The organism is Cupriavidus sp. LA-1, from assembly GCF_055385985.1.
In genome coordinates, this window is the sequence record NZ_AP031388.1 from 1,146,600 (window position 1) to 1,168,296 (window position 21,697).

General features: G+C 67.2%; 20 protein-coding genes. 3 read left to right on the plus strand and 17 right to left on the minus strand.

The window, feature by feature from the left end; translation table 11 throughout:
- Positions 1-87: 87 nt before the first annotated feature.
- From ACZ5MJ_RS24430 to ACZ5MJ_RS24455, 6 genes are all read right to left on the minus strand, one after another.
- Positions 88-999 (minus strand): HpcH/HpaI aldolase/citrate lyase family protein, encoded by a 912-nt coding sequence (locus ACZ5MJ_RS24430; RefSeq protein ID WP_464226247.1) that lies wholly within the window; start codon positions 997-999, stop codon positions 88-90.
- 31 nt (positions 1,000-1,030) lie between these two features.
- On the minus strand, positions 1,031-2,272 hold the full coding sequence (locus ACZ5MJ_RS24435) for a CaiB/BaiF CoA transferase family protein (RefSeq protein ID WP_464226248.1): 1,242 nt from the start codon (positions 2,270-2,272) through the stop codon (positions 1,031-1,033).
- Positions 2,269-2,769, minus strand: a complete 501-nt coding sequence (locus ACZ5MJ_RS24440; protein ID WP_464226250.1) for a MaoC family dehydratase — start codon at positions 2,767-2,769, stop codon at positions 2,269-2,271. Before ACZ5MJ_RS24440 ends, ACZ5MJ_RS24435 begins: the two co-directional genes overlap by 4 nt.
- Positions 2,766-3,962 (minus strand): acyl-CoA dehydrogenase family protein, encoded by a 1,197-nt coding sequence (locus ACZ5MJ_RS24445; RefSeq protein ID WP_464226251.1) that lies wholly within the window; start codon positions 3,960-3,962, stop codon positions 2,766-2,768. The genes ACZ5MJ_RS24440 and ACZ5MJ_RS24445 overlap by 4 nt, the downstream gene beginning before the upstream one ends.
- Positions 3,963-4,028: 66 nt before the next feature.
- A complete protein-coding gene (locus ACZ5MJ_RS24450) occupies positions 4,029-4,532 on the minus strand; it encodes a MaoC family dehydratase (RefSeq protein ID WP_464226253.1) in 504 nt (167 codons plus the stop codon).
- A complete protein-coding gene (locus ACZ5MJ_RS24455; RefSeq protein ID WP_464226254.1) occupies positions 4,529-5,893 on the minus strand; it encodes an MmgE/PrpD family protein in 1,365 nt (454 codons plus the stop codon). Before ACZ5MJ_RS24455 ends, ACZ5MJ_RS24450 begins: the two co-directional genes overlap by 4 nt.
- 235 nt (positions 5,894-6,128) lie before the next feature.
- Here ACZ5MJ_RS24455 and ACZ5MJ_RS24460 point away from each other — a divergent pair, with 235 nt between their 5' ends.
- Positions 6,129-7,031 carry an HpcH/HpaI aldolase/citrate lyase family protein gene (locus tag ACZ5MJ_RS24460; protein WP_464226256.1) on the plus strand — a complete coding sequence of 301 codons (903 nt, stop codon included), beginning with the start codon at positions 6,129-6,131 and terminating at the stop codon, positions 7,029-7,031.
- 13 nt (positions 7,032-7,044) lie between these two features.
- Here the strand turns inward: ACZ5MJ_RS24460 and ACZ5MJ_RS24465 are convergent, their stop codons facing one another.
- From ACZ5MJ_RS24465 to ACZ5MJ_RS24500, 8 genes are all read right to left on the minus strand, one after another.
- Positions 7,045-7,827: an IclR family transcriptional regulator gene (locus ACZ5MJ_RS24465; protein ID WP_464226257.1), complete on the minus strand. Its 783-nt coding sequence runs from the start codon at positions 7,825-7,827 to the stop codon at positions 7,045-7,047.
- Between the two features lie 15 nt (positions 7,828-7,842).
- Positions 7,843-9,996, minus strand: a complete 2,154-nt coding sequence (locus ACZ5MJ_RS24470) for an acetate--CoA ligase family protein (RefSeq protein WP_464226258.1) — start codon at positions 9,994-9,996, stop codon at positions 7,843-7,845.
- A 38-nt stretch (positions 9,997-10,034) separates the two neighbouring features.
- Positions 10,035-10,967, minus strand: coding sequence for a Bug family tripartite tricarboxylate transporter substrate binding protein (locus tag ACZ5MJ_RS24475; protein ID WP_464226259.1), 933 nt, complete (start codon positions 10,965-10,967; stop codon positions 10,035-10,037).
- Positions 10,968-11,188: 221 nt separating this feature from the next.
- A complete protein-coding gene (locus ACZ5MJ_RS24480; RefSeq protein ID WP_464226260.1) occupies positions 11,189-12,241 on the minus strand; it encodes an alpha/beta fold hydrolase in 1,053 nt (350 codons plus the stop codon).
- A gap of 38 nt (positions 12,242-12,279) precedes the next feature.
- The gene (locus ACZ5MJ_RS24485; protein ID WP_464226261.1) at positions 12,280-12,561 is read right to left on the minus strand and encodes a hypothetical protein; all 282 of its coding nucleotides are present in this window, start codon (positions 12,559-12,561) and stop codon (positions 12,280-12,282) included.
- A 14-nt stretch (positions 12,562-12,575) separates the two neighbouring features.
- Positions 12,576-14,183 (minus strand): DHA2 family efflux MFS transporter permease subunit, encoded by a 1,608-nt coding sequence (locus tag ACZ5MJ_RS24490; protein ID WP_464226262.1) that lies wholly within the window; start codon positions 14,181-14,183, stop codon positions 12,576-12,578.
- Entirely contained in the window at positions 14,183-15,289 is a 1,107-nt protein-coding gene (locus ACZ5MJ_RS24495; RefSeq protein WP_464226263.1) for an HlyD family secretion protein, read from the minus strand. Before ACZ5MJ_RS24495 ends, ACZ5MJ_RS24490 begins: the two co-directional genes overlap by 1 nt.
- Before the next feature lie 83 nt (positions 15,290-15,372).
- A complete protein-coding gene (locus tag ACZ5MJ_RS24500) occupies positions 15,373-15,861 on the minus strand; it encodes a winged helix-turn-helix transcriptional regulator (protein WP_464226264.1) in 489 nt (162 codons plus the stop codon).
- A 122-nt stretch (positions 15,862-15,983) separates the two neighbouring features.
- Here ACZ5MJ_RS24500 and ACZ5MJ_RS24505 point away from each other — a divergent pair, with 122 nt between their 5' ends.
- Positions 15,984-17,462: an efflux transporter outer membrane subunit gene (locus tag ACZ5MJ_RS24505; RefSeq protein ID WP_464226265.1), complete on the plus strand. Its 1,479-nt coding sequence runs from the start codon at positions 15,984-15,986 to the stop codon at positions 17,460-17,462.
- Positions 17,463-17,478: 16 nt separating this feature from the next.
- Here ACZ5MJ_RS24505 and ACZ5MJ_RS24510 read toward each other — a convergent pair whose 3' ends face one another.
- From ACZ5MJ_RS24510 to ACZ5MJ_RS24520, 3 genes are all read right to left on the minus strand, one after another.
- Entirely contained in the window at positions 17,479-18,783 is a 1,305-nt protein-coding gene (locus ACZ5MJ_RS24510) for a sensor histidine kinase (RefSeq protein WP_464226266.1), read from the minus strand.
- On the minus strand, positions 18,780-19,523 hold the full coding sequence (locus ACZ5MJ_RS24515; protein WP_464226267.1) for a response regulator: 744 nt from the start codon (positions 19,521-19,523) through the stop codon (positions 18,780-18,782). Before ACZ5MJ_RS24515 ends, ACZ5MJ_RS24510 begins: the two co-directional genes overlap by 4 nt.
- Before the next feature lie 275 nt (positions 19,524-19,798).
- Positions 19,799-20,539 (minus strand): SDR family oxidoreductase, encoded by a 741-nt coding sequence (locus tag ACZ5MJ_RS24520; RefSeq protein ID WP_464226268.1) that lies wholly within the window; start codon positions 20,537-20,539, stop codon positions 19,799-19,801.
- Between the two features lie 111 nt (positions 20,540-20,650).
- Here ACZ5MJ_RS24520 and ACZ5MJ_RS24525 point away from each other — a divergent pair, with 111 nt between their 5' ends.
- Positions 20,651-21,574, plus strand: coding sequence for a LysR family transcriptional regulator (locus tag ACZ5MJ_RS24525; RefSeq protein WP_464226270.1), 924 nt, complete (start codon positions 20,651-20,653; stop codon positions 21,572-21,574).
- Positions 21,575-21,697 lie beyond the last annotated feature (123 nt).

The following is a 21,697-nucleotide window of genomic DNA, read 5'->3' on the forward strand; positions in this document are numbered from 1 at the left end:
GCGCCCTGTGGATTGCAGCGGCGGGCGCGCTTGTGAGAGGTGTGCCGGGCAGTTGTCCCGCTGCGGCATTGCCCGCCTTCCAACGTCTTACATGCCGATCTGCGTGGCGCGCTCGACCAGGTTCCTGACAATGCGGACCGAGGCGATGTCGATCATCTTGCCGTTGTACTGCACGGCACCAAGCCCTTGCGCCAGCGCTTCATCGTAGGCACGGATCATCTCCCGCGCCTGCGCGACGTCGGCCGCGGCCGGCGAGAAGGTCTGTTGCGCAAGCTCGACCTGCGCGGGATGGATCGCCCATTTGCCCACCATGCCCAGGATCATCGCGCGGCGGGCCTCCTCCGCGTACGCCTGCGGATTGCGGAAATCGGCGAACGGCCCGTCCACGGCATCAAGCCGGTTGGCGCGCGCGGCAATGGTCAGCCGGTGGCGCTGGTAGTTCCAGATGTCGCCCGGATAGCCACCGGTTCCGCCGATGTCCCGGATCGATACCCCCTGGCTGGCGGAGTAGTCGCCCATGCCGAAGATCAGGCATTCCAGCCGCGGCGTGGAAGCGGCGATCTCCTCGACATGCATCATCGCCTCGACTTCCTCGATCAGCACGTCGATGCCGATGCGCCGGCGCAGGCCAAGCTTCTTCTCCATCATGCTCAGCAGCTTGTCGACGAACAGCACATCGGCGGCGCTCATGGCCTTCGGCAGCATGATCACGTCAAGGTTGGCGCCGGCGCCTTCGACCACCTCGATAATGTCTTCGTAGGCGTATTCGGTGGTCAGGTCGTTGATGCGTACGCAACGCGTGGTCCTGCCCCAGTCATGACCGTTCAGCGCCTCGATGATCTTGCGGCGTGCCGGCCGCTTCTCGGCCGGGGCGACGGCATCCTCAAGATCGAGGAACACGAAGTCCACGTCCATGGCGGCGGCCTTCGCCATCATCTTCTCGCTGGAGCCAGGCACGGAAAGCTGGCAACGGCGCAGTCTCTTCACTCGTTCTTGCATGATCGGGATCTCCTCCTGGGATTGGCTGTAGCTACTGAATGACGCAATCGATGCGCAGCGCCGCGATCTCGCGCTCGTCAAAGCCGAAATCGGCAAGCGTGCTGTCGGTATGCTCTCCGGTCATCGGCGCGCGGCGCCGCACGCCGCCCGGGGTGTCGCTCATGCGCACCGGGCTGCCGGCGATGGTCAGGGGGCGGCCGGCGCCCGGCTGGTCGACATCGACCAGCATTTCCCTGACGCGGAAGTGGGCGTCGCTGAAGATCTCGTCGGCCCCGAAGACCGGGCCAAACGGGATCTCGCCGCCAAGCATCGCGGCCAGCTCGCGCTTGGTATGGCGCGCGGTCCAGGCACCCACCGCGGCTTCGACTTCGCCGCGATGCGCGACCCGCGCCTCGTTGGTGGCAAACCGCGGATCGGCCGCCAGGGCCGGGTCGCCCATCTGTGCCACCAGCAAGCGCCAGAAGCGGTCGTTGGGTACCCCCAGGCTGACAAAGCCGTCGCGGGCCGGGAACAGGCCGAACGGGCACAGCAGCGGATGGCCGTTGCCTTCGGTGCCCGGCACCTGCGCCGTGGCGCTGTACTGAAACACCACGCGCTCGCAGACGGCCAGGATGGCATCGACCATGGCTACGTCGACAAACTGGCCGCGGCCGGTCCGCTGCGCCTGCCAGCACGCGGCCGCAACGCCGTAGGCCAGGAACATGGCCGGCACGATATCGCCCACGCCCGGCCCGATCTTGGTCGGCGGGCCGCCCCGGCTGCCGCCGGTGATCCCCATGATGCCGCCCATCGCCTGCGCGACGGGATCGTAGGCGGGCCAGGACGCATAGGGGCTCTCGCCGCTGCGCGGATCACCAAACCCGCGCAGCGCCGCATACACCAGCCGCGGGTTCTCGGCCGCCAGGGTCTCGTAGCCAAGCCCGAGCCGGTCCATGACGCCGGCGCGGTAGTTCTCCACCAGCACGTCCGCCCCCTGCACCAGGCGCAGCAGCACGGCACGGCCGGCGGGCTGCTTCAGGTCCAGTACCACGGACTCCTTGTTGCGGTTGATCGAGCCGAAGTAGCCACCAAAGCCGCCCTCGGCCATCTTCACCGAGCCGTCCAGGTGCGGCCCGGTGCGCCGCGTCTGGTCGCCGCCCGGCGGTTCGATCTTGATGACGCGCGCGCCCTGGTCCGCCAGCATCATCGACGTGTAGGGTCCCGCCAGCATCTGCGTGAGATCCAGCACGACCAGGCCGTCGAGCGCACCCGCCACGCGCTCCGTTGAACTCATGGTGTGCTCCGCTTCGGCCGGCGGCGGATCAGCGCGGTGCGCTCGGCCTGCACGCACAGCTTGTCGTCCTGGTTCAGCCCGTAGTGCCGGAAGCAGACGATGCCGGCGTCGACCTGGTCCGCGTCGCGCTTCTCCAGCACCTCGGTGTAGGCATACAGCGTGTCGCCGTGAAAGACGGGATGGGACAGGCGGATCTTGTCCAGCGTCAGTTCGCGCAGGCACTGCTCGGCCGTGTCCTGCGCGGCCAGTCCGAGCACCATCGACAGGTTGATGCCGCCAAAGACCACGCGTTGCGAGAAGATGCCACCTGGGCTCTGCCGCATCACGTCCTCGTTGAAATGACCCTCCGCCGTGTTCATCACCATGTTGGTGATCAGCACGTTGTCCATTTCCGTCACGGTCTTGCCGCGCGCGTGGCGGATCAGCATGCCGACCTCGAAGTCCTCGAAGTACCCGTCCGGGCTGGTCAGCGTGGCGATGTCGGTGCCGGTAGTCATGCCGCCTCCCGTTGCTTGCCCGCCTGGCCGGCAAAGGCCCGCTCGGCGATCATCGCTTCCACCTCGGAACGGCCCAGCAGGCTGGTGGCAATGACACGCTGCTGGATCTCGGAGGTACCCTCGAAAATCTTGGTCAGCCGCGCATCGCGCCAGTAGCGTTCGATCGGGAACAAGGTGGTATAGCCCGCGCCGCCGAAGATCTGCAGCGCGGTGGAGGTCACGCGCTCGGCCATCTCCGAGGCAAAGTACTTGACCATCGACGCTTCCTTGTCGCAGCGCCGGCCGCTGTCGATCTCGTTGCACACGTAGTAGAGCAACTGCCGCGCCGCCTCGATCTCGGTGGCCATGGTCGCGATCTTGAAGCGGATGGCCTGGTATTCGGCGATGGGCATGCCGAACTGCTTGCGCTCCGTGGCATAGGCGATCGCGTCTTCCAGCGCGCCCTGCGCCAGGCCGATGGCACGGGCCGCGGTATGCGCGCGTGCACCTTCCAGGCCCTTGCTCATCAGCAGGAAGGCCTTGCCCTCATCGCCCATCAGGTTGCGCCTGGGCACCCGCACGCCGTCCAGCGCCAGCTCGAAGGTCTTCCAGCCGAAGTAGCCGATCTTCGGAATCGGCTTGCCGGCCATCCCCGCCGGAAACTTGCCCCGTTCCTTCTCGATCAGGAAGCAGGAGATCCCCTGCCAGCGCTTGTCCGGGCTGGGCGGCGCCGAGGTGCGCGCGAACACGGTCAGGTAGTCCGCGCCGTCGGCGAACGTGCACCAGTACTTGTTTCCGGTCAGCACCCATTCATCGCCATCCAGCACGGCGCGGCACGAGATCGACGCCAGGTCCGAGCCGGTATCGGGCTCGGACAGCGCGCTGGCGCCGAGAAACTCGCCGCGCACGACCCTTGGCAGGTATTCCCTGCGCATCTCCTCGGGCATCGACTTCTGGATCCACCCGCCCTGCGCGCGCGCAACGATCGAGGCCACCGACATCCAGCCGCGCGAAAGCTGTTCGCAGATCAGGCAGTACTCAAAGATGCCCAGCCCCAGACCGCCGTAGGCCTCGGGGATGGTGATGCCGAAGTAGCCCATCTCGGCCAGCTTCTCGCGCAGCGCCATCGGGATCTCGCCGTCCGGGCCATCGAGCGCATTGGCGACCGGCAGCACTTCCTTCATCGTGAACTCGCGCGCAGCGTCGCGAATCATGCGCCGCTCCTCCGTCATGTATCCCAGTCCGTCTTGCGACATGCTTGTCCCCTTGTTTGGTCTCTGTTACTGGTTCCTGGTCCTGACCAGGTTCGAGCGCTTGAACGTGATCACCTCTGCTCCCTGCTGGTTGGTGCCGCGCGTATGCCACGTGACGATGCCGTAGCCGGCCCGGTTGGTGGCCGGCCTGGCCGACACCACGACCGAGCTTGCGTACAGCGTGTCGCCCGGATAGACCGGCTTCAGGTAGGTCAGCTCATCCACGCCGAGGAACGGGCCGCCGCCTTCCGACAGGTCCTCGACCGACAGCCCGAAGACCGTGTTGAAGACCAGCAGCGGATTGACCGGCGTGTCCGGGTGCCCCTGCGCTCTGGCCAGCGCCGCGTTGGTGTACTGCGGGTTGTAGTGCAGCGTGAGCACGCAGAACAGCGTGTTGTCCGCCGCGGTCACGGTGCGTCCCCAGTGGTGGGTGTACGACTGCCCGGCCTCGAAGTCCTCGAAGCGGTGGCCGCGCGCGCGCAGCTTTGCCTCGGACTTGAGCCGGGCAACGATCATGGCGTCTGATGTCATTGCATTGCCTCGAACAAGGAATTGACGGAGGGCGAACGGTCCAGCGCTTGCACCGCCGCCACGAGTTTTCCGAAACGGACCGGGCCGATCACCGGCGTGACGATGGCGCGCGACTTGGCCACCAGCCGCTCCCATTGCGCGCCGAGATCCGTGGCCGGGATGGCCACATTGGCCTGCTCGCGAAGCTCGCGCCCGTCGCGGGTGCGAATGGTCACCGTGGCGGCATTGCGGTCCCCGCCCGCTTCGACCACCAACGCGATGCGCTGGCGCGCACGCACGTAGCGCGGGTCCTGCGCGGTGCTGTCGGCATAGAGTTCAAGCGATGAAGTCGCCGCACCGTCGAGCGCGAGCGCCGCAAGGTGCTGCACGGCAAACTTCACGGCCAGCCCGGTTTGCGGGTTCGGGTTGTCGCAGACGCCGCGGTGATGGCCCGACACGACGATCGTCACCGAAGCCATGTCGTCGAGACCGACGCCGTGGTTGCGGCGAGCCTGGCCGATCGCCTCGATGGTCGAATGCGTGAGATAGCAGGAGGCGTGGTACTTGAAGAGGGTGCGCTCGATCGCCATGCCGCGCCCGGTGTCCAGGAAGGCGGGAAATGCATTGGGCGCCGGGGCCTGCGTGCGCGCAAACCCTTGCTCGCATTCGATGGCGTCCGCGTGCGCCGTGAAGCCGCGCGCCGCAAGCTGGGCCGCCATCAGCCCGTTCATGGCCGCCTTGCCGGCGTGCAGCGGCTTGGCCATGGTGCCGAACATGCATTTCAGGCCAGCCGCCTGCGTGGCCGCAAGACCCAGCGCATGCGAAGTCGCGGTGGCGTCGAGCTGGCGCAGCACCGCGCATGCCGCGGCGGCGCCGAGCGTGCCGACCGTGCCGGTGACGTGAAATCCCTGCTGGTAGTGGCTGGCGCCAAGCACTTCGCCGACCCGGCTTTCAATCTCATGGCCGACGATCAGCGCGCGCAGCAACGCGCGTCCGCTGGCGTTCTGCGCTTGCGCCTGGGCCAGCGCAGCCGGCGCCACCGGCACAGTCGGGTGTCCGTACATGGACGAGGCAACGTCATCGAAGTCCAGCGCATGACCGGCCGAGCCGTTGATCAGCGCAGCCTCGAGCGGATTCGCACGCGCCGTCCTGCCCAGCAGGCTGCAGGGCAAGTCGCGCGAGCCGGCATACTCCGCCGCCAGCATCTCCACCAGCGGCTCGTTTGCCGCGGCCAGGCTGACTGAGATCCAATCGAGCATGGCGTGCCTGGCCCACACGAAGGCATCCGGACCGATGGCTTCGTCGTCCAACGTACTAATCCACTGCGCCAGCAATTGCGTGAAGCCGGCGGCCTCACTCCCACCCTGATTCCTGTTTTCCACTCGGTTTTCCGCCTGGTTTTCCCCGGCGGTCCTCGGTTCCGGTGAACCAAGTATCGGGCAGGCTTCCCGGGCACGGCATCACATATGTGATTGTTCCGGGCACGACGGATCCATCACATATGTGATTTACATGAGGACGTGGGCGGTGGAGACTGCTGATGTGCGCTGCGTAGTCGTCGTGCCGAGCGCCGTGCCGAACGCCGCGCTGAATGCCTCCACCCACCCATCAGATGCCATGACAGAGAACCTGAGACCACCACGCCGTTCCGTCCTCTATGTTCCGGCCAGCAATGCGCGCGCCCTCGTCAAGGCGCGCAGCCTGCCGTGCGACGCCATCGTGTTCGACCTGGAGGACGCCGTGGCGCCCGCCACGAAGGACGCGGCCCGGCGCAACCTGATTGAAGCGTTCGCCGCCGGAGCGTTCGCGGGTCAGGAGGCCGTGATTCGCGTCAACGGCCTGGATACCCAGGACTTCGCCGCCGACCTGGAAGTGGCCGCCGGTTGCGGACCGGATGCGGTATTGCTGCCCAAGGTCAACCGCGGCGCGGACCTGGAGCGTCTGCGCACGGCGTACGGCGCGCACACATGGACTCGCGCTTGCGGCCTGTGGGCCATGATCGAGACGGCTGACGCGATCCACCATATCGACGAGATCCTCCGCGCCGGCAGCGCCGCAGGGCCTGCACTGGATTGCCTGGTGATCGGCACCAACGACCTGGCCAAGGAAACCGGCGTCTTCCCGGGCGACCAGCGCCAGTACCTGCTGCCGTGGTTGATGTCGGTCGTGCTGGCGGCCAGGCGCCATGGCGTTGCCATCCTGGATGGCGTGTGGAACGACTTCGCCGACCAGGCGGGCTTCGCCCGGGAAGTGGAACAGTCCGTGAAGATGGCCTTTGACGGCAAGACGCTGATCCACCCGTCGCAGGTGGAACCGGCCAACCAGGCCTTCGCCCCGTCGGCAGCCGCGGTGGAAGACGCCAGGCAGATCGTGGGGGCCTTTGCAGCACCGGAGCATGCTGGCGCGGGTGTGATCAACCTGAACGGCCGCATGGTCGAGCGGCTGCACCTGGAGCAGGCCACGCGCCTGCTGGCGCTGCACGACGCCATCCAGGCGCGCAACGCATCGCGCGCCGCATAGCACCAGCAGGCAATCAGTGGTCCTTGCCGACCGCCAGCACCGCCGCCACCAGCTTCTTGCGCCGCTCATGCAGGCGGGCCACCGGCCCGCCGACGCCAATGCCCATCCACTGGCCGCGGATCGGCGTCGCCAGCAGCGTGGCGATCACGCCAGCCCCGGCAGTAGCAAGACTGGCCGATTCATAGTAGCCCCGCTCGCGAGCCGACTCCACCGCGCGCATGACGTCGGCAGGCTTTGCCGACGGCGTCCCGTCCCTGGCGTGCTCGGCGTTGTAGCGGCGCAGCAGGCGGCCGATGTCGTCATCTTCCATCTTGCTCAGCAGCATGATGCCGATGGCAGCCCGGTGCATCGGCCGGACCGTGCCGGATGACACCGACAGCCGCAGCGCGTACTGCGACTCGACCACGGAGAGGTACTGCAGCATGATGCCGCTGCGCCGCCCCAGCAACACGGTCTCGCCGGTTTCGCCGGACAGGCGCCGCATGGCATCGCGCACTGTGTTGCCCGGGCCCTGCCTGCGCGTGGCCCATTCGTTGAGGAAAGAGACGCGCACGGACGGACAGTACTCGCGTGTTTCGGCGTCGAACTCCATGTAGCCGCGCGCGACCAGCGTCTGCAGCAGCATGGATACGCTCGATTGCGGCAGCCGCAGCATGTCGACGATCTCGACGGCCCGCAGCGGCCGGCGCTCCTTTTCAAAGAGCTCGAGCAAATCAAAGACCCGGGTCGCCGACTTCACCATGCCGCGCTCCATCTGCCTGCCTCCTGTCTGGCGCAAATCCTGTGTTGCGAGCATACAGGATCTGTCCCCTTATTCGGAGATCGGTGCGGAAACCGGCAGTACCAGCGCATCCAGCGCGATCGCACCGTGCCCTTGCGGCATCAACAGCAGCGGGTTGATATCCACCTCGCCAACCACATCGCGCTGGCTGTCGGCGAAGGCGGACAGGCGCACCAGCACGTCAACCAGGGCTTCCACATCGGCCGGCGGGGCACCGCGTACGCCGTCGAAGATGGCCTTGCCACGGAGTTCCCGCACCATCGAACGTGCCTCATCGCGATCCAGCGGCACCAGGCGCATCGTGACATCCTTCAGCACCTCCACGTGCACGCCGCCCAGGCCAAACATGAGCACCGGCCCGAACACCGGATCACGGAACACACCGCAGAGCGTCTCTGTACCGCCCCGGCGCATGGGCGAAACCAGCACGCCGTCCATGCGCGCCGCGGGCAGGAGGCCGCGCACCCGCGCCAGCATGTCGCGCGCGGCTGCCACGGCCAGTGCCGGTGTGGGGACATCCAGCACGACGCCACCCACCTCGGTCTTGTGCTGGATGTCCGGCGACACCACCTTCAAGGCAACCGGGCAGCCGATGCGCGCGGCGGCCTCTCCGGCCGCTTCGGCACTGACGGCAAGAAATTCCTCCAGCACGGGAATACCGGCAGCCGCCAGCAGCGCCTTGGCGCCTTGCTCGTTCAACCCGTCGATGTCGCCCCGCGTCAGCGCGTATGTCGTTTCGGCCGGGGCCGGAGGATCGCCCGGGGTACTCGCCGCGCGCTGGAAACTGCGCGCGAACCCGGCCAACGCGCCAATCGCACGCACCGCCCGGTTCGAATCCTCGAACACAAGGAACCCCGCTGCCTCGAACTCCCTCACCACCGCCTGCGGCGCCACAAAGGACAGCACCACCAGCCGCCCCGGATGGCGCTTGCGCATCTCACCTAGCGCGGCCAGCAGCCGCTGCGCGAAGTCGGGATCGGCCGGCGCGCTGGTGACAAAGAGCACGACCGCACCGAAGCTGCCCTCGGTCATCACGACTTCCAGGCAGCGGCCAAGCAGGCTCTTGTCGTTGGCGGCCTGCGCGGTCACATCGATCGGATTGGTCACGCCCGCGAACGGGATCATCGCCTTGATGCTGGCCTGGGCATCGTCTGGAAGCAGCGGCGTTTCCAAGCCGTACTCGGCCGCGGCGTCGGCCATCTGTACGCCGACCCCGCCCGAGACGGTCACGATGCCCAGGCTGCGATCCGGCGGAAACACGCCGTGTGCGCAGGCATAGGCGATATCAAGGAGTTCCTCGACGCTGCCGGCGCGATAGACCCCGTACTGTCTGAACACCGCATCGTAGACCGCATCCTCGCCCGCCAGCGCCCCGGTATGCGACGCGGCGGCGCGTGCGCCCGCGGCGGAGCGCCCGACCTTCAGCACGACCACGGCCTTGCCGCGCGAGCGCGCCAGCTTCAATGCCCTGACGAAGCCCTCGCCATCGCGGATCGCCTCGGCATAGGCCACGATCACGCGCACGGTCGGATGTTGTGCGAGCCACAGCATGCATTCAGGCAAGCCGATGTCCGCCTCGTTGCCGGTGGTGATCCAGTAGCCGACGCCGATTCCGCGCTGCCTGCAAAGGTAGGCCAGGTGCCCGCCGCACGCGCCGCTCTGGCTGGCGATCGCGACGCCGCCGGGTGACAGGAAGCCATGCTTCAACGCCTGGGTGAAGGTGCCCATGAAGCCGGCATGCGCGTTGAATGCGCCAAGGCAGTTGGGCCCCAGGACTCGAAGGCCGAGGCGCCGCGCCATCGCCAGCACCTCGGCCTGCAGCAACGCGCCAGCCGCATCGGTCTCGGCGAATCCCGCCGAGAAGATGATGGCGGCCTTGACGCCTTTCTCGGCGCAAGAGGGCAGTACGGACAGCACCTGGTCGGCCGGCAGCGCGATGATCGCCAGGTCCACTTGCACGGGAATCGCGCGGATATCCGGATACGCTGGTATGCCCTGGACCTGGTCCCGGTTGGGATTGACCGGATAGATGCCGCCCGCAAAGCCGGCCTCCAGCAAAAAGCGCAGCGGGCGTCCGCCAATCCGGCCGCTGTCGTCGGAGGCCCCGATGATGGCAACCGACCCCGGCTCGAAGAGCGCTCCCAGTGTTTCGCTTGGCTTGCCGTCTTCTTCAGGCTTGTGCATGTCTCTTCCGTCAGTGATCAGGATCGGGGCGCGGCCGGTCAGTCGATCCGGACGTGGCTCTGTTTGACAACCTCGCCGAACTTCCGCAGGTCGCGGCGAATCAACGCGTCCACCACTTCCGGAGCGCCATACCTGGGCGTTGCGCCTTGCGCCCGCAGGTGCTCGCTGCCGTCCGGGGACTGGATGATCGCCTGGAAGGCCGTGCTGACGCGCTGAACGATGTCTCGCGGCGTACCAGCCGGGGCCACAATGGCGCTCCATCCCTCGAAGGCAAAGCCGGGAATCGTCTCCGCCACCGTGGGCACGTCCGGGTATTCCGGTGACCGCTGCTTTCCCGTCATGGCCAGTGCCCTGAGCTTGCCCGCACGGATGGGCTCGCGCGAGGTGTTCATGACATCGAACATGAAATCCACATTGCCCGCCATCACGCCAAGCAGCGCGGCAGCGCTGCCCTTGTAAGGGATGTGGTTGAAGCTCATCCCGCCCATGCTCGACAGCATGGCCGCGGTGAGATGATTGGATGAGCCGTTGCCCGCCGAGCCATAGCTGACGACGCCAGGTTGCGCGCGCGCGGCGGCCAGCAAGTCGCCCAGGGACCGAAAGGGAGACTTGCTGTTGACCACCAGGACATTCTCGTACTCACTGATCTGCGCAATCGGTGCGAAATCCTTGAGCGGATCGTAGCCAACACTCGCGTAGAGATGGGGGCTGATGGCCAGCACCCCGACGTGTGCAAGCCCGATCGTATAGCCGTCTGCCGGCGCATGCGCGAGGCGCCGCAACGAGAGCACGCCCCCCATGCCCGGCACGTTCTCCACCACCACCGCCTGGTTCAGGCGCTTTGCCAGCCCGTTGCCGAGATAGCGCGCCATCATGTCGGCGGCACCACCGGGCGGAAACGGCACCAGCATCCGGATCGGACGCGCCGGCCAGCTTTCGCCCTGCGTCCAACCCGGTGCGGATACGGTCATGGCAATGACGGCAAGCACCAACGCAAGCCTGCGCCCATGGCGAACAGTTGACATCCAGCTCCCCCAAACGACCCTTGATTTCGATATGCCTCACTGGCAGCCATCGCGCGGTACTCGCGGAGTGCTGTCCAATTTGCCATATGCGGGGCCGTGAAGATGCCGGGGCCGGCAAATATCACGTATGCGATAGCGCCCTTTGCAGCATTACCTCACCTCGTTCCTCAGCGCACGTCGACATCGAGCACCGCCTGCGCAAACGCCGCGGGCGCTTCCTGTGGCGGATTGTGGCCGATCCCGCCCGTCAGTTCCCGGTGCTCGTACCGGCCCGTGAACTTGCTGGCATAGGTGCTGGGCTCAGGGTGCGGCGCGCCATTGGCATCGCCTTCCAGGGTGATGGTGGGCACGCCGATGGTGGGCGCGGTGGCGAGCCGCTTCTCGAAGTCGTCGAACCTGGCTTCGCCGGCGGCCAGCCCCTGCCGCCAGCGGTAGTTGTGAATGGTGATTTCCACGTGGTCCGGGTTGTCCAGGGCGGCGGCGCTGCGGTCGAAGGTGGCATCGTCGAAGTTCCATTTCGGCGACGCCAGTTTCCAGATCAGCCTGGCGAACTGGTGCGTGTACTTCTGGTAGCCGGCGCGGCCCCGGTCCGTGGCGAAGTAGAACTGGTACCACCATTGCAGCTCGGCTTCGGGTGGCAGCGGCAGCTTGCCGGCGGCCTGGTTGCCGATCAGGTAGCCGCTGACCGAGACCAGCCCCCTGCAACGGTCCGGCCAGATCGCCGCCATGATGTCGGCGGTGCGCGCGCCCCAGTCAAAGCCGGCCACCACGGCGTTCCGGATATTGAGCGCGTCCATCAGCGCGATCATGTCGGCGGCGATGGCCACGGGCTGGCCGTTGCGCATGGTGTCGGCTGACAGGAAGGTGGTCGAGCCAAAGCCACGCAGGTGGGGAATGATCACCCGATAGCCGCGCGCCGCCAGCAGGGGCGCGACGTCGACAAAGCTGTGGATGTCGTAGGGCCAGCCGTGCAGCAGCAGCGCCACGGGCCCTGTGGCCGGGCCGGCCTCGGCATAGCCGATATTGAGCACGCCGGCGTTGACGTGCCTGATCGGCGCGAAGCTGGTATGGGTGCCCGCCGTGGTCGAGGGCAGCGGCGCCGCCTTCGACCCGCCGGCTTGTGCGCGGGCGGCCTGCGGCAACCCGAACGGGGCCGCGGCCAGTGTCACTGCCGCGGCACCCAGAAAGCCTCGACGAGGCAAATCGACTTTGTTCGACATCTGCTGCTCCTGTGTGGGTGATCAATGTGAACGTGAGTCTAGGAGGCCATCGCAAGCGGCATGTGTCGGACTTCGGGGGATTTTGTATCGCTGTGTATCGGCGCTCCAGCGCAAGATACGTTGATACAAAACAGGCTTGCCGCAGGCAGCACGCCTTGCAGCATGGGCTTGCTGCCCTCGTCGGAAAGCCTGCAATAGGCATTGGCGGCGCGGTGGCATCCAACACCGGTATCGCGCGGGCGTTCCCCCGCGAACGCCGCGGTGGCGCCGCCCGCGACCAGCGCGATAGCGAGTAACCGCTTGTACAGAGTGGATTTCATGATTTGCCCCCCATTCAATGCGCGTCCGCCGACGGTCCCTTCGGCGCTGCAACCTTGCGCATCAGCGGCACCATCGCGGTGGCGATCGCAAAGCAGACCAGGATCAGCAGGAAGATGTCGCCAAAGGTCTGGGTCTGCGCCTCGCGCCAGGCCAGCGCCCACAATTGCCTGAGCGCCGCGGTCTGCGCATCGAGGGCATCGTGTCCGATCGCCACGAACTGGTCGCTGACGCCCTGCAGCAGGCTGCCCATGGCTTCATTGCGGATGTTCAGGTGCTCAGCCTCGCGCAGGAAGTGCATGTTGCCGCGGTCGTTGAGCACGGTCGCGCAGGCCGCGATGCCGATGGCCCCGCCCAGGTTGCGCATCAGGTTGAACAGGCCGGACGCCAGCTTGAGCCGCTCCGGCGGCAGGCTGCCCAGGGTCAGGGTCACCGTGGGCGCGACCGCAAACTGCTGTCCCATGCCACGCAGCGCCTGCGGCAGCAGCAGTTGCGCCGCGCCCCAGTCGTGCGTGATGGGGGCGAAGTACCACATCGACACCGCGAACAGCCCCAGTCCGACCATCATCAGCCAGCGCAGGTCGACCCGGTTCGCCAGGAAGGCATAGAACGGGATCGACGCCATCTGGAACACGCCGGTGGAAAATACCGCCAGCCCGATATCCAGCGCGCTGAAGCCGCGCACGCGCCCCAGGAACAGCGGGGTCAGGTAGATGGTGGCAAAGATGCCGATGCCGGTGACGAAGGAGAAGAAGCAGCCGAGCGCGAAGTTGCGGTCCTTGAGCGCGCGCAGGTCCACCACCGGGTTGGCATAGGCCAGCGAGCGCCAGATAAAGGCCACGCCCGACAGGCCGGCGATCCAGGCGGTGGCCAGGATCACGTCGTCGCCGAACCAGTCCCAGCGCGGGCCTTCTTCCAGCGTGTATTCGAGGCAGCCCAGGCACAGCGCCATCAAGGCCATGCCGAGGTAATCGGCGCCACGAACCAGCGACCAGTTGGGCCGGTCGACCTTGACCAGCAGCGGCACCGCGATGGTGACGAAGATGCCCGGCACCAGGTTGATGAAGAACAGCCAGTGCCAGGAAAAATTGTCGGTGATCCAGCCGCCGATGGTTGGCCCCAGCGTCGGCGCCAGCGAGGCCAGCGCGCCGACCGTGGCGGCGGCGATGACGCGCTTGGGGCCGGAGAAAAAGGCAAAGGCGGTGGTGAACACCATCGGGATCATGGAGCCGCCCAGGAAACCCTGCAGCGCCCGGAACACGATCATGCTGTTGATGTCCCACGCCACGCCGCACAGCAGGCTGGTCAGCGTGAAGCCCGCCGCCGAGGCGGCGAACAGCCAGCGCGTCGACATCACGCGCGACAGCCAGCCGGACAAGGGAATGACGATGATCTCGGCGATCAGGTAGCTGGTCTGCACCCAGACGGTTTCATCGGCGCCGGCCGAGAGCGCGCCGCCGATATCACGCAACGACGCGGAAACGATCTGGATATCCAGCAAGGCGATAAACATGCCCACGCACATCGTGCTGAAGGCGAACACCTTGGCGGCGGTGGACATCTCGTCGGGCGCGGTGGGCACCACCACGGCGGGCGCAGGGCTGGTCAGGCTGGTCGTCGTCATCACTGCACCTGCTTGCCGGGCCGGGTATTGACCTGGGCCATGACCGACAGGCCCGGACGCAGGACGCCAAGCCGGGCATCCTGCTCATCCAGGCGGATCCGCACCGGTACGCGCTGGACGATCTTGGTGAAGTTGCCGGTGGCATTCTCCGGCGGCAACACGCTGAACTGCGCACCGGTGGCGGGCGCCAGGCTGGCCACGTGGCCATGGAAGACCCGCCCCGGCAGGACATCGGCTTCAATCTCGACCGGCATGCCGGCGCGCATGTGCGCCAGCTGCCCTTCCTTGAAGTTAGCGTCCACCCACAGCCCGCTGGCCGGCACGACGGACAGCAGCTGGCTGCCGGCACCGGCAAAAGCGCCGACGCGGGCGCGCCGGTTGCCCACGGTACCGTCCACCGGCGCGCGCAGTTCCGTATAGCCAAGGTTCAGTTTCGCGATGTCGCGCTCGGCAGTCGCCTGCGCCAGCGCCGCCTGCGCCTGCTGCTTTTGCGTGCCGATCACTTCCAGCTGGCGCTGCGCGGCCAGCAGCGAGGCCTGTGCCTTCTCGCCGTTGGCCTGTGCCTGCTTGTAGTCCGAGTCAGCCTTCTGCGAGCTCTGGATGGAAACCGCCGCCTTGGCCACCAGGCTGGCGTAGCGCACCTGGTCGTCGCGCGCCCGTACGGTGTCGGCGTTGGTAGCCGCGATGCCGGCCCTGGCCTGGGCAATGACCGCCTCCTGCAGGCGCGCGGTGGCATCCAGGTTTGCCAGCAGTGCCTGTTGCGCGGCCACGGCGCCCTCGGCCTTGGCCAGTGCGGCGCGGTAGTCGCGATCGTCGATGCGCACCAGCAAGTCGCCGGCATGAACCGTCTGGTTGTCCGTCACCGCGACTTCAGCGATGTAGCCGCCGACCTTGGCGCCGATCACCGTGACATCGGCGCCGACGTAAGCGTCGTCGGTACTCTCCTGGTAGCGGGCCGAAGTCCACCAGTGGTAGCCGTAGCCGATCCCGGCCAGTCCGGCGACAACCAGCGCGCCGGTCGCCAGCAGCCGCTTGGGGCTGGCCTTGGATTTCGACACGGGAACGGGTTCGGTACCCGCCCGTTCAGTCAGCGTATTACTGCTCATGGCACTTCCTTTCTGCTTTCGGACTTACCCCGCCTGCGAGGCGGTATCGGTGGAGGGTTCGGTAGGGTTGGGAATGGTTCGGGTCAGGCTTCGGCCGAGTGGTCCAGCCGCCGCCGCACACCTTCGCAGGCCGCCGGGCCGGGAACGATGTGGAAGTCGGGGTCGGTGACGGGGCGGCCGCTGGCGGCATCGACCAGCACCGGCTCGACGCGCGCGCCGGTGTGCCGGTTGGCCAGCTGCAGGCTCTCGCCCTCGGGCGCGAGATGCTTGTTGCCCCAGGCCAGCATGGCCAGCAGCACCTGGCGGAAGTCGCGCCCGCGCTCGGTCAGGAGGTATTCCGAACGCGGCGGCCGGTCAGAGTACTGGCGCCGCTCCAGCATGCCCTCGTCCACCAGCGAGTTCAGGCGGCGGGTAAGCATGTTCGGCGCGATATCCAGGTTCTGCTGGAACGCATCGAAGCGCGTGACGCCGTAGAACGCTTCGCGCAGGATCAGCACGCTCCAGCTGTCGGCCACACGGATGGCGGTGCGGGTGATCGGGCACGGGGCTTCATCAAGCGGCTTTCTCTGCATGATTGGCTTCCTCTGAAAATGTAGTTGCTATCAACTTGAAAGTTAGTCTAGAGTAGTCACTATCATCATGCAAGTTAGTTTTTACTTTGTGTTGTCTTCGTTGCTTGTGAAAGGTGTCCGTCATGCCGCAGAGTCCCTCCCGTCACCCGCTCCAGCGCACCCGCTCTGGTATCGCCCGTCTCCTGCCCACCCTGTTTGCGGCTGGCGTCGCGGCCAGCCTGGCCGCCTGCGCGGCCGGCCCCGATTACCACACGCCAGCCCCGGACATGCCGGCGGCCTACCCGCATGCCGCGGCACTGGACGCCCGCGAAGCCACGCAGCCGGCGCCGTCACTGGACAGCTGGTGGCTGGGCTTTGACGACCCCGCGCTGACGCGGGTCATCCAGCGCGCGCTGGCGCAGAATCTCGACCTGGCGGCGGCCATTGCGCGGGTCGACCAGGCCCGCGCCGCCGCCCGCCACGCCGGCGCCGAACTGCTGCCGCAGGCATCGTTTTCCGGCAGCGTGAGCAAGGAGCACCAGTCGCTGGAAGCGCCCCTGGGCAGCCTCGGCAAGCACGCGCCGGGCTTTGACCGCAACACGACGCTGTACAGCGCGGGGGTGGGGGCAAGCTGGGAGATCGACGTGGCCGGCGGGCTGCGGCGCGGCGCCGAGGCGGCCAGCGCCGAGGCCCAGGCCGCGGAAGCCGAGCACATGGGCGTGCGCGTGCTGGTGGTCGCAGAAGCGGCCGACGCCTACTTCCGCGTGCGCGGCGCGCAGCAGCGCATCGCGATCGCGCAACAGCAGGTGCTGACCAATGCCAAGCTGCTCGAGCTGGTGCAGCTGCGCCTGGCCGATGGCATCGGCGCCGAGCGGGAACGCGCCCAGGCCGAAGCACAGCTCGCACAGACCCGCGTGACCATCCCGCCGCTGCAGATCGAACTGGAAACGCAGCTGAACCGCCTCGATGTGTTGATGGGCGCGCACCCCGGCACCTATGCCGCCGAACTCGTGGCCCCTGCCGGGCGCACCGCCGTGCCGCGGATCACCGTGGCGCAAGGTCCGGCCAACCTGCTGCAACGCCGCCCCGACGTGATTGCCGCGGAGCGCCGGCTGGCGGCGTCCAGCGCGCGCATCGGCGTGGCCACCGCCGAGTACTACCCCAAGCTTTCGCTGTCAGCGCTGCTCGGCTTCGAGAGCCTCTCCGCCGGCAAGCTGTTCACGGCGTCCGCATTCCAGCCCGCCGCAATCGCAGGGCTGCGCTGGCGGCTGTTCGACTTCGGCAGGGTGGACGCGGAAGTGGCGCAGGCCAAAGGCGCCAACGCCGAAGCCCTGGCCACCTACCGCAAGGCCATGCTGCGCGCCACGGAGGACGTGGAGAACGCGATCATTACGCTGACCCAGCTGGAGCTGCAGGACAAGGAGCTGACCGTGGAAGTGGATGCCCAGGCCCGCGCGCGCGGCGCCGCCGAGGATGCCTACAAGGGCGGCGCGGTCAGCCTGTTCGAAGTGCTGGAGGAAGACCGCCTGCTGCTGGCCGCGCGCGACCAGCAGGCGCGCGTGGGGGCCGACAATGCCCGCGCGGCGGTGGCCACGTTCCGCGCGCTGGGAGGCGGCTGGTAATGCAGCGGGCGGCGGCTCAACCCACCCTGAGCAGCGCCTCCAGGCCGCCGCCCTCGCGATTGCGCAGCGTCAGCGAGCCGCCGATCGCCAGCGCAAGCTGGTGAGCGATCGCCAGGCCCAGGCCGGTGCCGCCGGTCTCCCGGTTGCGCGATGCCTCGAGCCGGACAAACGGCTGCAGCACGGACTCGAGCATTTCTGCCGGGATGCCGGGCCCGCGGTCGAGCACACGGATGATCACCGCGCCGCTGTCCTCGCGCTGCACGGCCAGCTCCGCCGCCCCGCCGAACTTGATGGCGTTGTCGGTCAGGTTGGTCAGGATGCGGCGCAAGGCGTGCGGGCGCGTCTCGACCGCGCCGCCGGCGCTCTGCACGATGGTGACGGCCCTGCCGGTATCCTGGTAGTCGTAGACCAGGCTCTCGACGAATGATCCGATGTCGATCCGCGACGGCTTCTCGCCATCGCCATGGGTGGCGCGCGCGTAGGCCAGTCCCTCCTTCACCAGCGTCTCGATCTCGGTGAGGTCGTGCACCAGCTTGCGCTTGTCCTCGGAGTCTTCCGCCAGTTCGGCGCGCAGCTTCATCCGCGTGATCGGCGTCTGCAGGTCGTGGGAGATAGCGGCCAGGATCTGCACGCGCTCTTCGACAAAGCGGGCAATGCGCTCGCGCATGGCATTGAATGCGCGCGCGGCACGTACCAGTTCAGTGGGCCCGGTCTCGCCCAGCGGCTGGCTCCTGGCATTCGGGTCGAGCGCGTCGGCGGCATTGGCCAGCGCCACCAGCGGGCGGATCGCCAGCCGCACGGCAAGCCAGCAGCACAGGACCAGCAGCAGCAACTGGATCACCAGCACATAGGGCAGCCATTGCGCGACCGGGGTCGGCTTCGGATGCACGTCGATGGTCAGCGGGCTGCCATCGCTGAGGGTCAGGTGCGCCTGCATGCGCTTGCCTTGCCCGGGGATGGACTCCACCCTGACCGGGAAACGGCCACCGCTCGCTTCCATGATCCGGTCGGCGACTTCCTTGGCCTGGGGGGACATCTCCGGCACGCCCGGCAGCCCGGGCCCGAGTATGTACTGGTAGGTGCCGCGATTCACGTACCGCAGCCACTGCGGGCGCTCCGCCGCCGGCAGGCGGTCCAGGATGGCGATCGACGTGGAGACGTCGGTCTCCAGGGTGCCGAGCATGACCTGGCGCGCGGTGATGTAGCGCTCCGCAAACAGTACGCCAAACGACAGGCCATGGGCGACGATAAGGCCCGCCAGCAGGATCAGGAACAGCCGCGAGCCCATGGTACGGGGCCAGGGCAAGGCACGGAGATTCACTGGCGTGCCTCCCGGATCTCCACCGGCGTCGAGAAGACATAGCCCTCGCTGCGCACGGTCTTGATGTAGCGGGGCTCGCGTGCATCGTCCCTGAGGTGCTGGCGCAAGCGGCTGACCAGCAGGTCGATCGAGCGTTCGAACATTTCGGCTTCGCGGCCCTGCGTGAGGCTGAGCAGCTGGTCGCGGTTGAGCACGCGCTGCGGATGGTCGACAAAGACGCGCAGCAGGCGGTATTCGGCGCCGCTCAGCGCAACGATGACGCCATCCTGGTCAATCAGGTGGCGCGCGGTGGTGTCCAGCTGCCAGTCGCCAAAGGCAAGCAGCTGCCCGGCCTCGGAGATCTGCAGGTTGGGCGGCAGCATCCGGGTCCGGCGCAGCACCGCCTTGATGCGGGCCAGCAGCTCGCGCGCGGCAAACGGCTTGGCAAGATAGTCGTCGGCGCCCATTTCGAGGCCGATGATGCGGTCGGTCTCGTCGCTGCGCGCGGTCAGCATCAGCACCGGGGTGGCCTTGTGCTTGCCCGCCCGCAGCTCACGGCACAGCACCAGGCCATCGTCGCCCGGCATCATCACATCGAGCACGATCAGGTCGACGCTGTTGACATCCAGGAACGAGCGCATGTGCCGCCCGTCCGGCACCACGGTGACGCGCAAGCCGTTCTTGGTGAGATAGGTGGAGACGAGTTCGCGGATTTCGCGGTCGTCATCCACGATCAGGATGTGGTCGGTGTGGGCGTCCATCGGCGTTACCTTGGCATATTGATTGAAAACCACCAGGCGCGGCGCCGGGCATCGAAAGGGTAACGCAATACGGTGCCCGGCGCTCCGGCCGCCGTTTGCTTGCAAGATATCCCGGCTGACGGACCGGCGCCTGGCTTCTTTGTATGGCTATGTATCCGCACGCCCGCTGGATACATGCGTTTGCAACTCTGCCCCCGGCGCGCCACAGCCCGGATCCATCGATCGCCTCCAATGCATGGGTGGCCCGCCCGCCTGCCCGGCGAGCGGGAGCTGGATCAGGCGCTGAATCCGCCATCGATCGTCAGACTGGCGCCCGTCACGAATCCGGCTTCCGGACCGGCGACGTAGGCCACCATCGCCGCGATCTCGTCCGGCGACGCGTGGCGCTGCAAGGCCATGAGGCCATGCATGGTGGCGCCAAACTCGCCGGCTTCAGGATTCATATCGGTGTCGGTCGGACCCGGCTGGACGTTGTTGACGGTGATGCCGCGCGGCCCCAGGTCGCGGGCCATGCCTTGCACCAGCCCCAGCAGCGCGGACTTGCTCATGGCATACGCGCTGCCGCCAGGGAACGGCATCCGGTAGGCATTGGTGCTGCCGATATTGATGATGCGGCCGCCCTGCCCCATGTGCGCGAGCGCGGCCTTGGCGGCGACAAAGACCGCGCGCACATTGACGGCCAGCGTCTGGTCGAAGTCCTCCAGCGAGAGGGTCTCGACCGGGCCCAGCCGCAGCACGCCGGCGTTGTTCACGAGAATATCGATCCTGCCGAACTGCCGCGCGGCATCATTGATCGCGCCGGTGAGCGCAGCGGAATCGGCCGCATCTGCCTGGATCGCCAGTGCGCGGCCGCCTGCCGCTTCGACCTCGGCGGCCAGTGCATTGGCGGTTGCGGCGGACTGCTGGTAGGTAAAGGCAACGCTTGCGCCTTCGCGCGCCAGGCGGCGGACGATGGCAGCGCCAATGCCGCGGGCGCCACCGGTGACAAAGGCAATTTTTCCGGAAAGGGTGGTCATGAAGTGCTCCTGAGCAAGAAAGGTTGGTGAAGTCAGTATGGTCTGTGCATTGCGTCGCCGGTAGCGATAAGTCAGCATCAACTTCTTCAACCATTGGTATAAGCTGGTGGCATGGAAGCCCTGAACCTTCTCGAATCCTTTGTGCGGAGTGCTGAAGCCGGCAGTTTCTCGGCGGCGGCACGCCGCCTTGGCCTCACCCCGGCGGCGGTCAGCAAGAATGTCGCGCGGCTGGAATCACACCTCGGCGTGCGGCTGTTCCAGCGCAGCACGCGCCAGCTCACCCTGACCGACAGCGGCGAGCAGTTCTTCCAGCAGGTGTCAGGTCCGTTCTCGACCTTGCGCGATGCCTTTGCCAGCGTCTCGCAGGACGCAGGCAAACCCGCGGGCGTGCTCAAGGTCAGCCTGGCGCTTGCCTTCGGCAGGGAGTACCTGGTGCCGCTGCTGGGCGAGTTCCTGGCACGCTATCCCGCCATCGTGCCGGACTGGCACTTCGATAACCGGCCGGTGGACCTGATCCAGGACGGCTTCGATGCCGCGATCGGCGGCGGCATCGAGCTGACCGAGGGCGTGGTGGCGCGAGAACTCGTCCAGACCCGCATCATCGCGACGGCATCGCCCGCCTATATGCAAGGCAGGCCGGTTCCGGCGCACCCCGCTGACCTTGCCGTCCTTGACGGCATCGTGCGGCGATCGGGCCCGACCGGCCGGTTGCGCGCCTATACGCTGCGCAACCAGGCCGGCGACGAGGCGCCGGCGGCGCAACGCACGCGCATGGTTTTCGACGACCCGGAGGCGATGGCACATGCGGCGATGCTCGGCTACGGCGTCGCACTGCTGCCAACCACGCATGCAGCAAAGTGGCTGGAAACCGGCGCGCTGATGCGCCTGCTGCCAGCATGGCAGGCCGACAACGGACCCGTGTCGGTGTACTACTCAAGCAAGAAGCTGCTGCCCCCCAAGACCCGCGTCTTTATCGATTTCGTCGTCGATGCGTTCCGCGACCGGGAGTTCGCGGCGCGTTTCGGGGCGCCTTGATTGCAAGGCGTGGCCGGATATGCGCGTGTTCAGCGGCATCGTCCATGGGCGGCCCCTCCCGTGATTCCTCTTTTGAATTCTCATGCCGAGAGCCTAGACTCAGTTTTCAGGACGTCCCGGCGA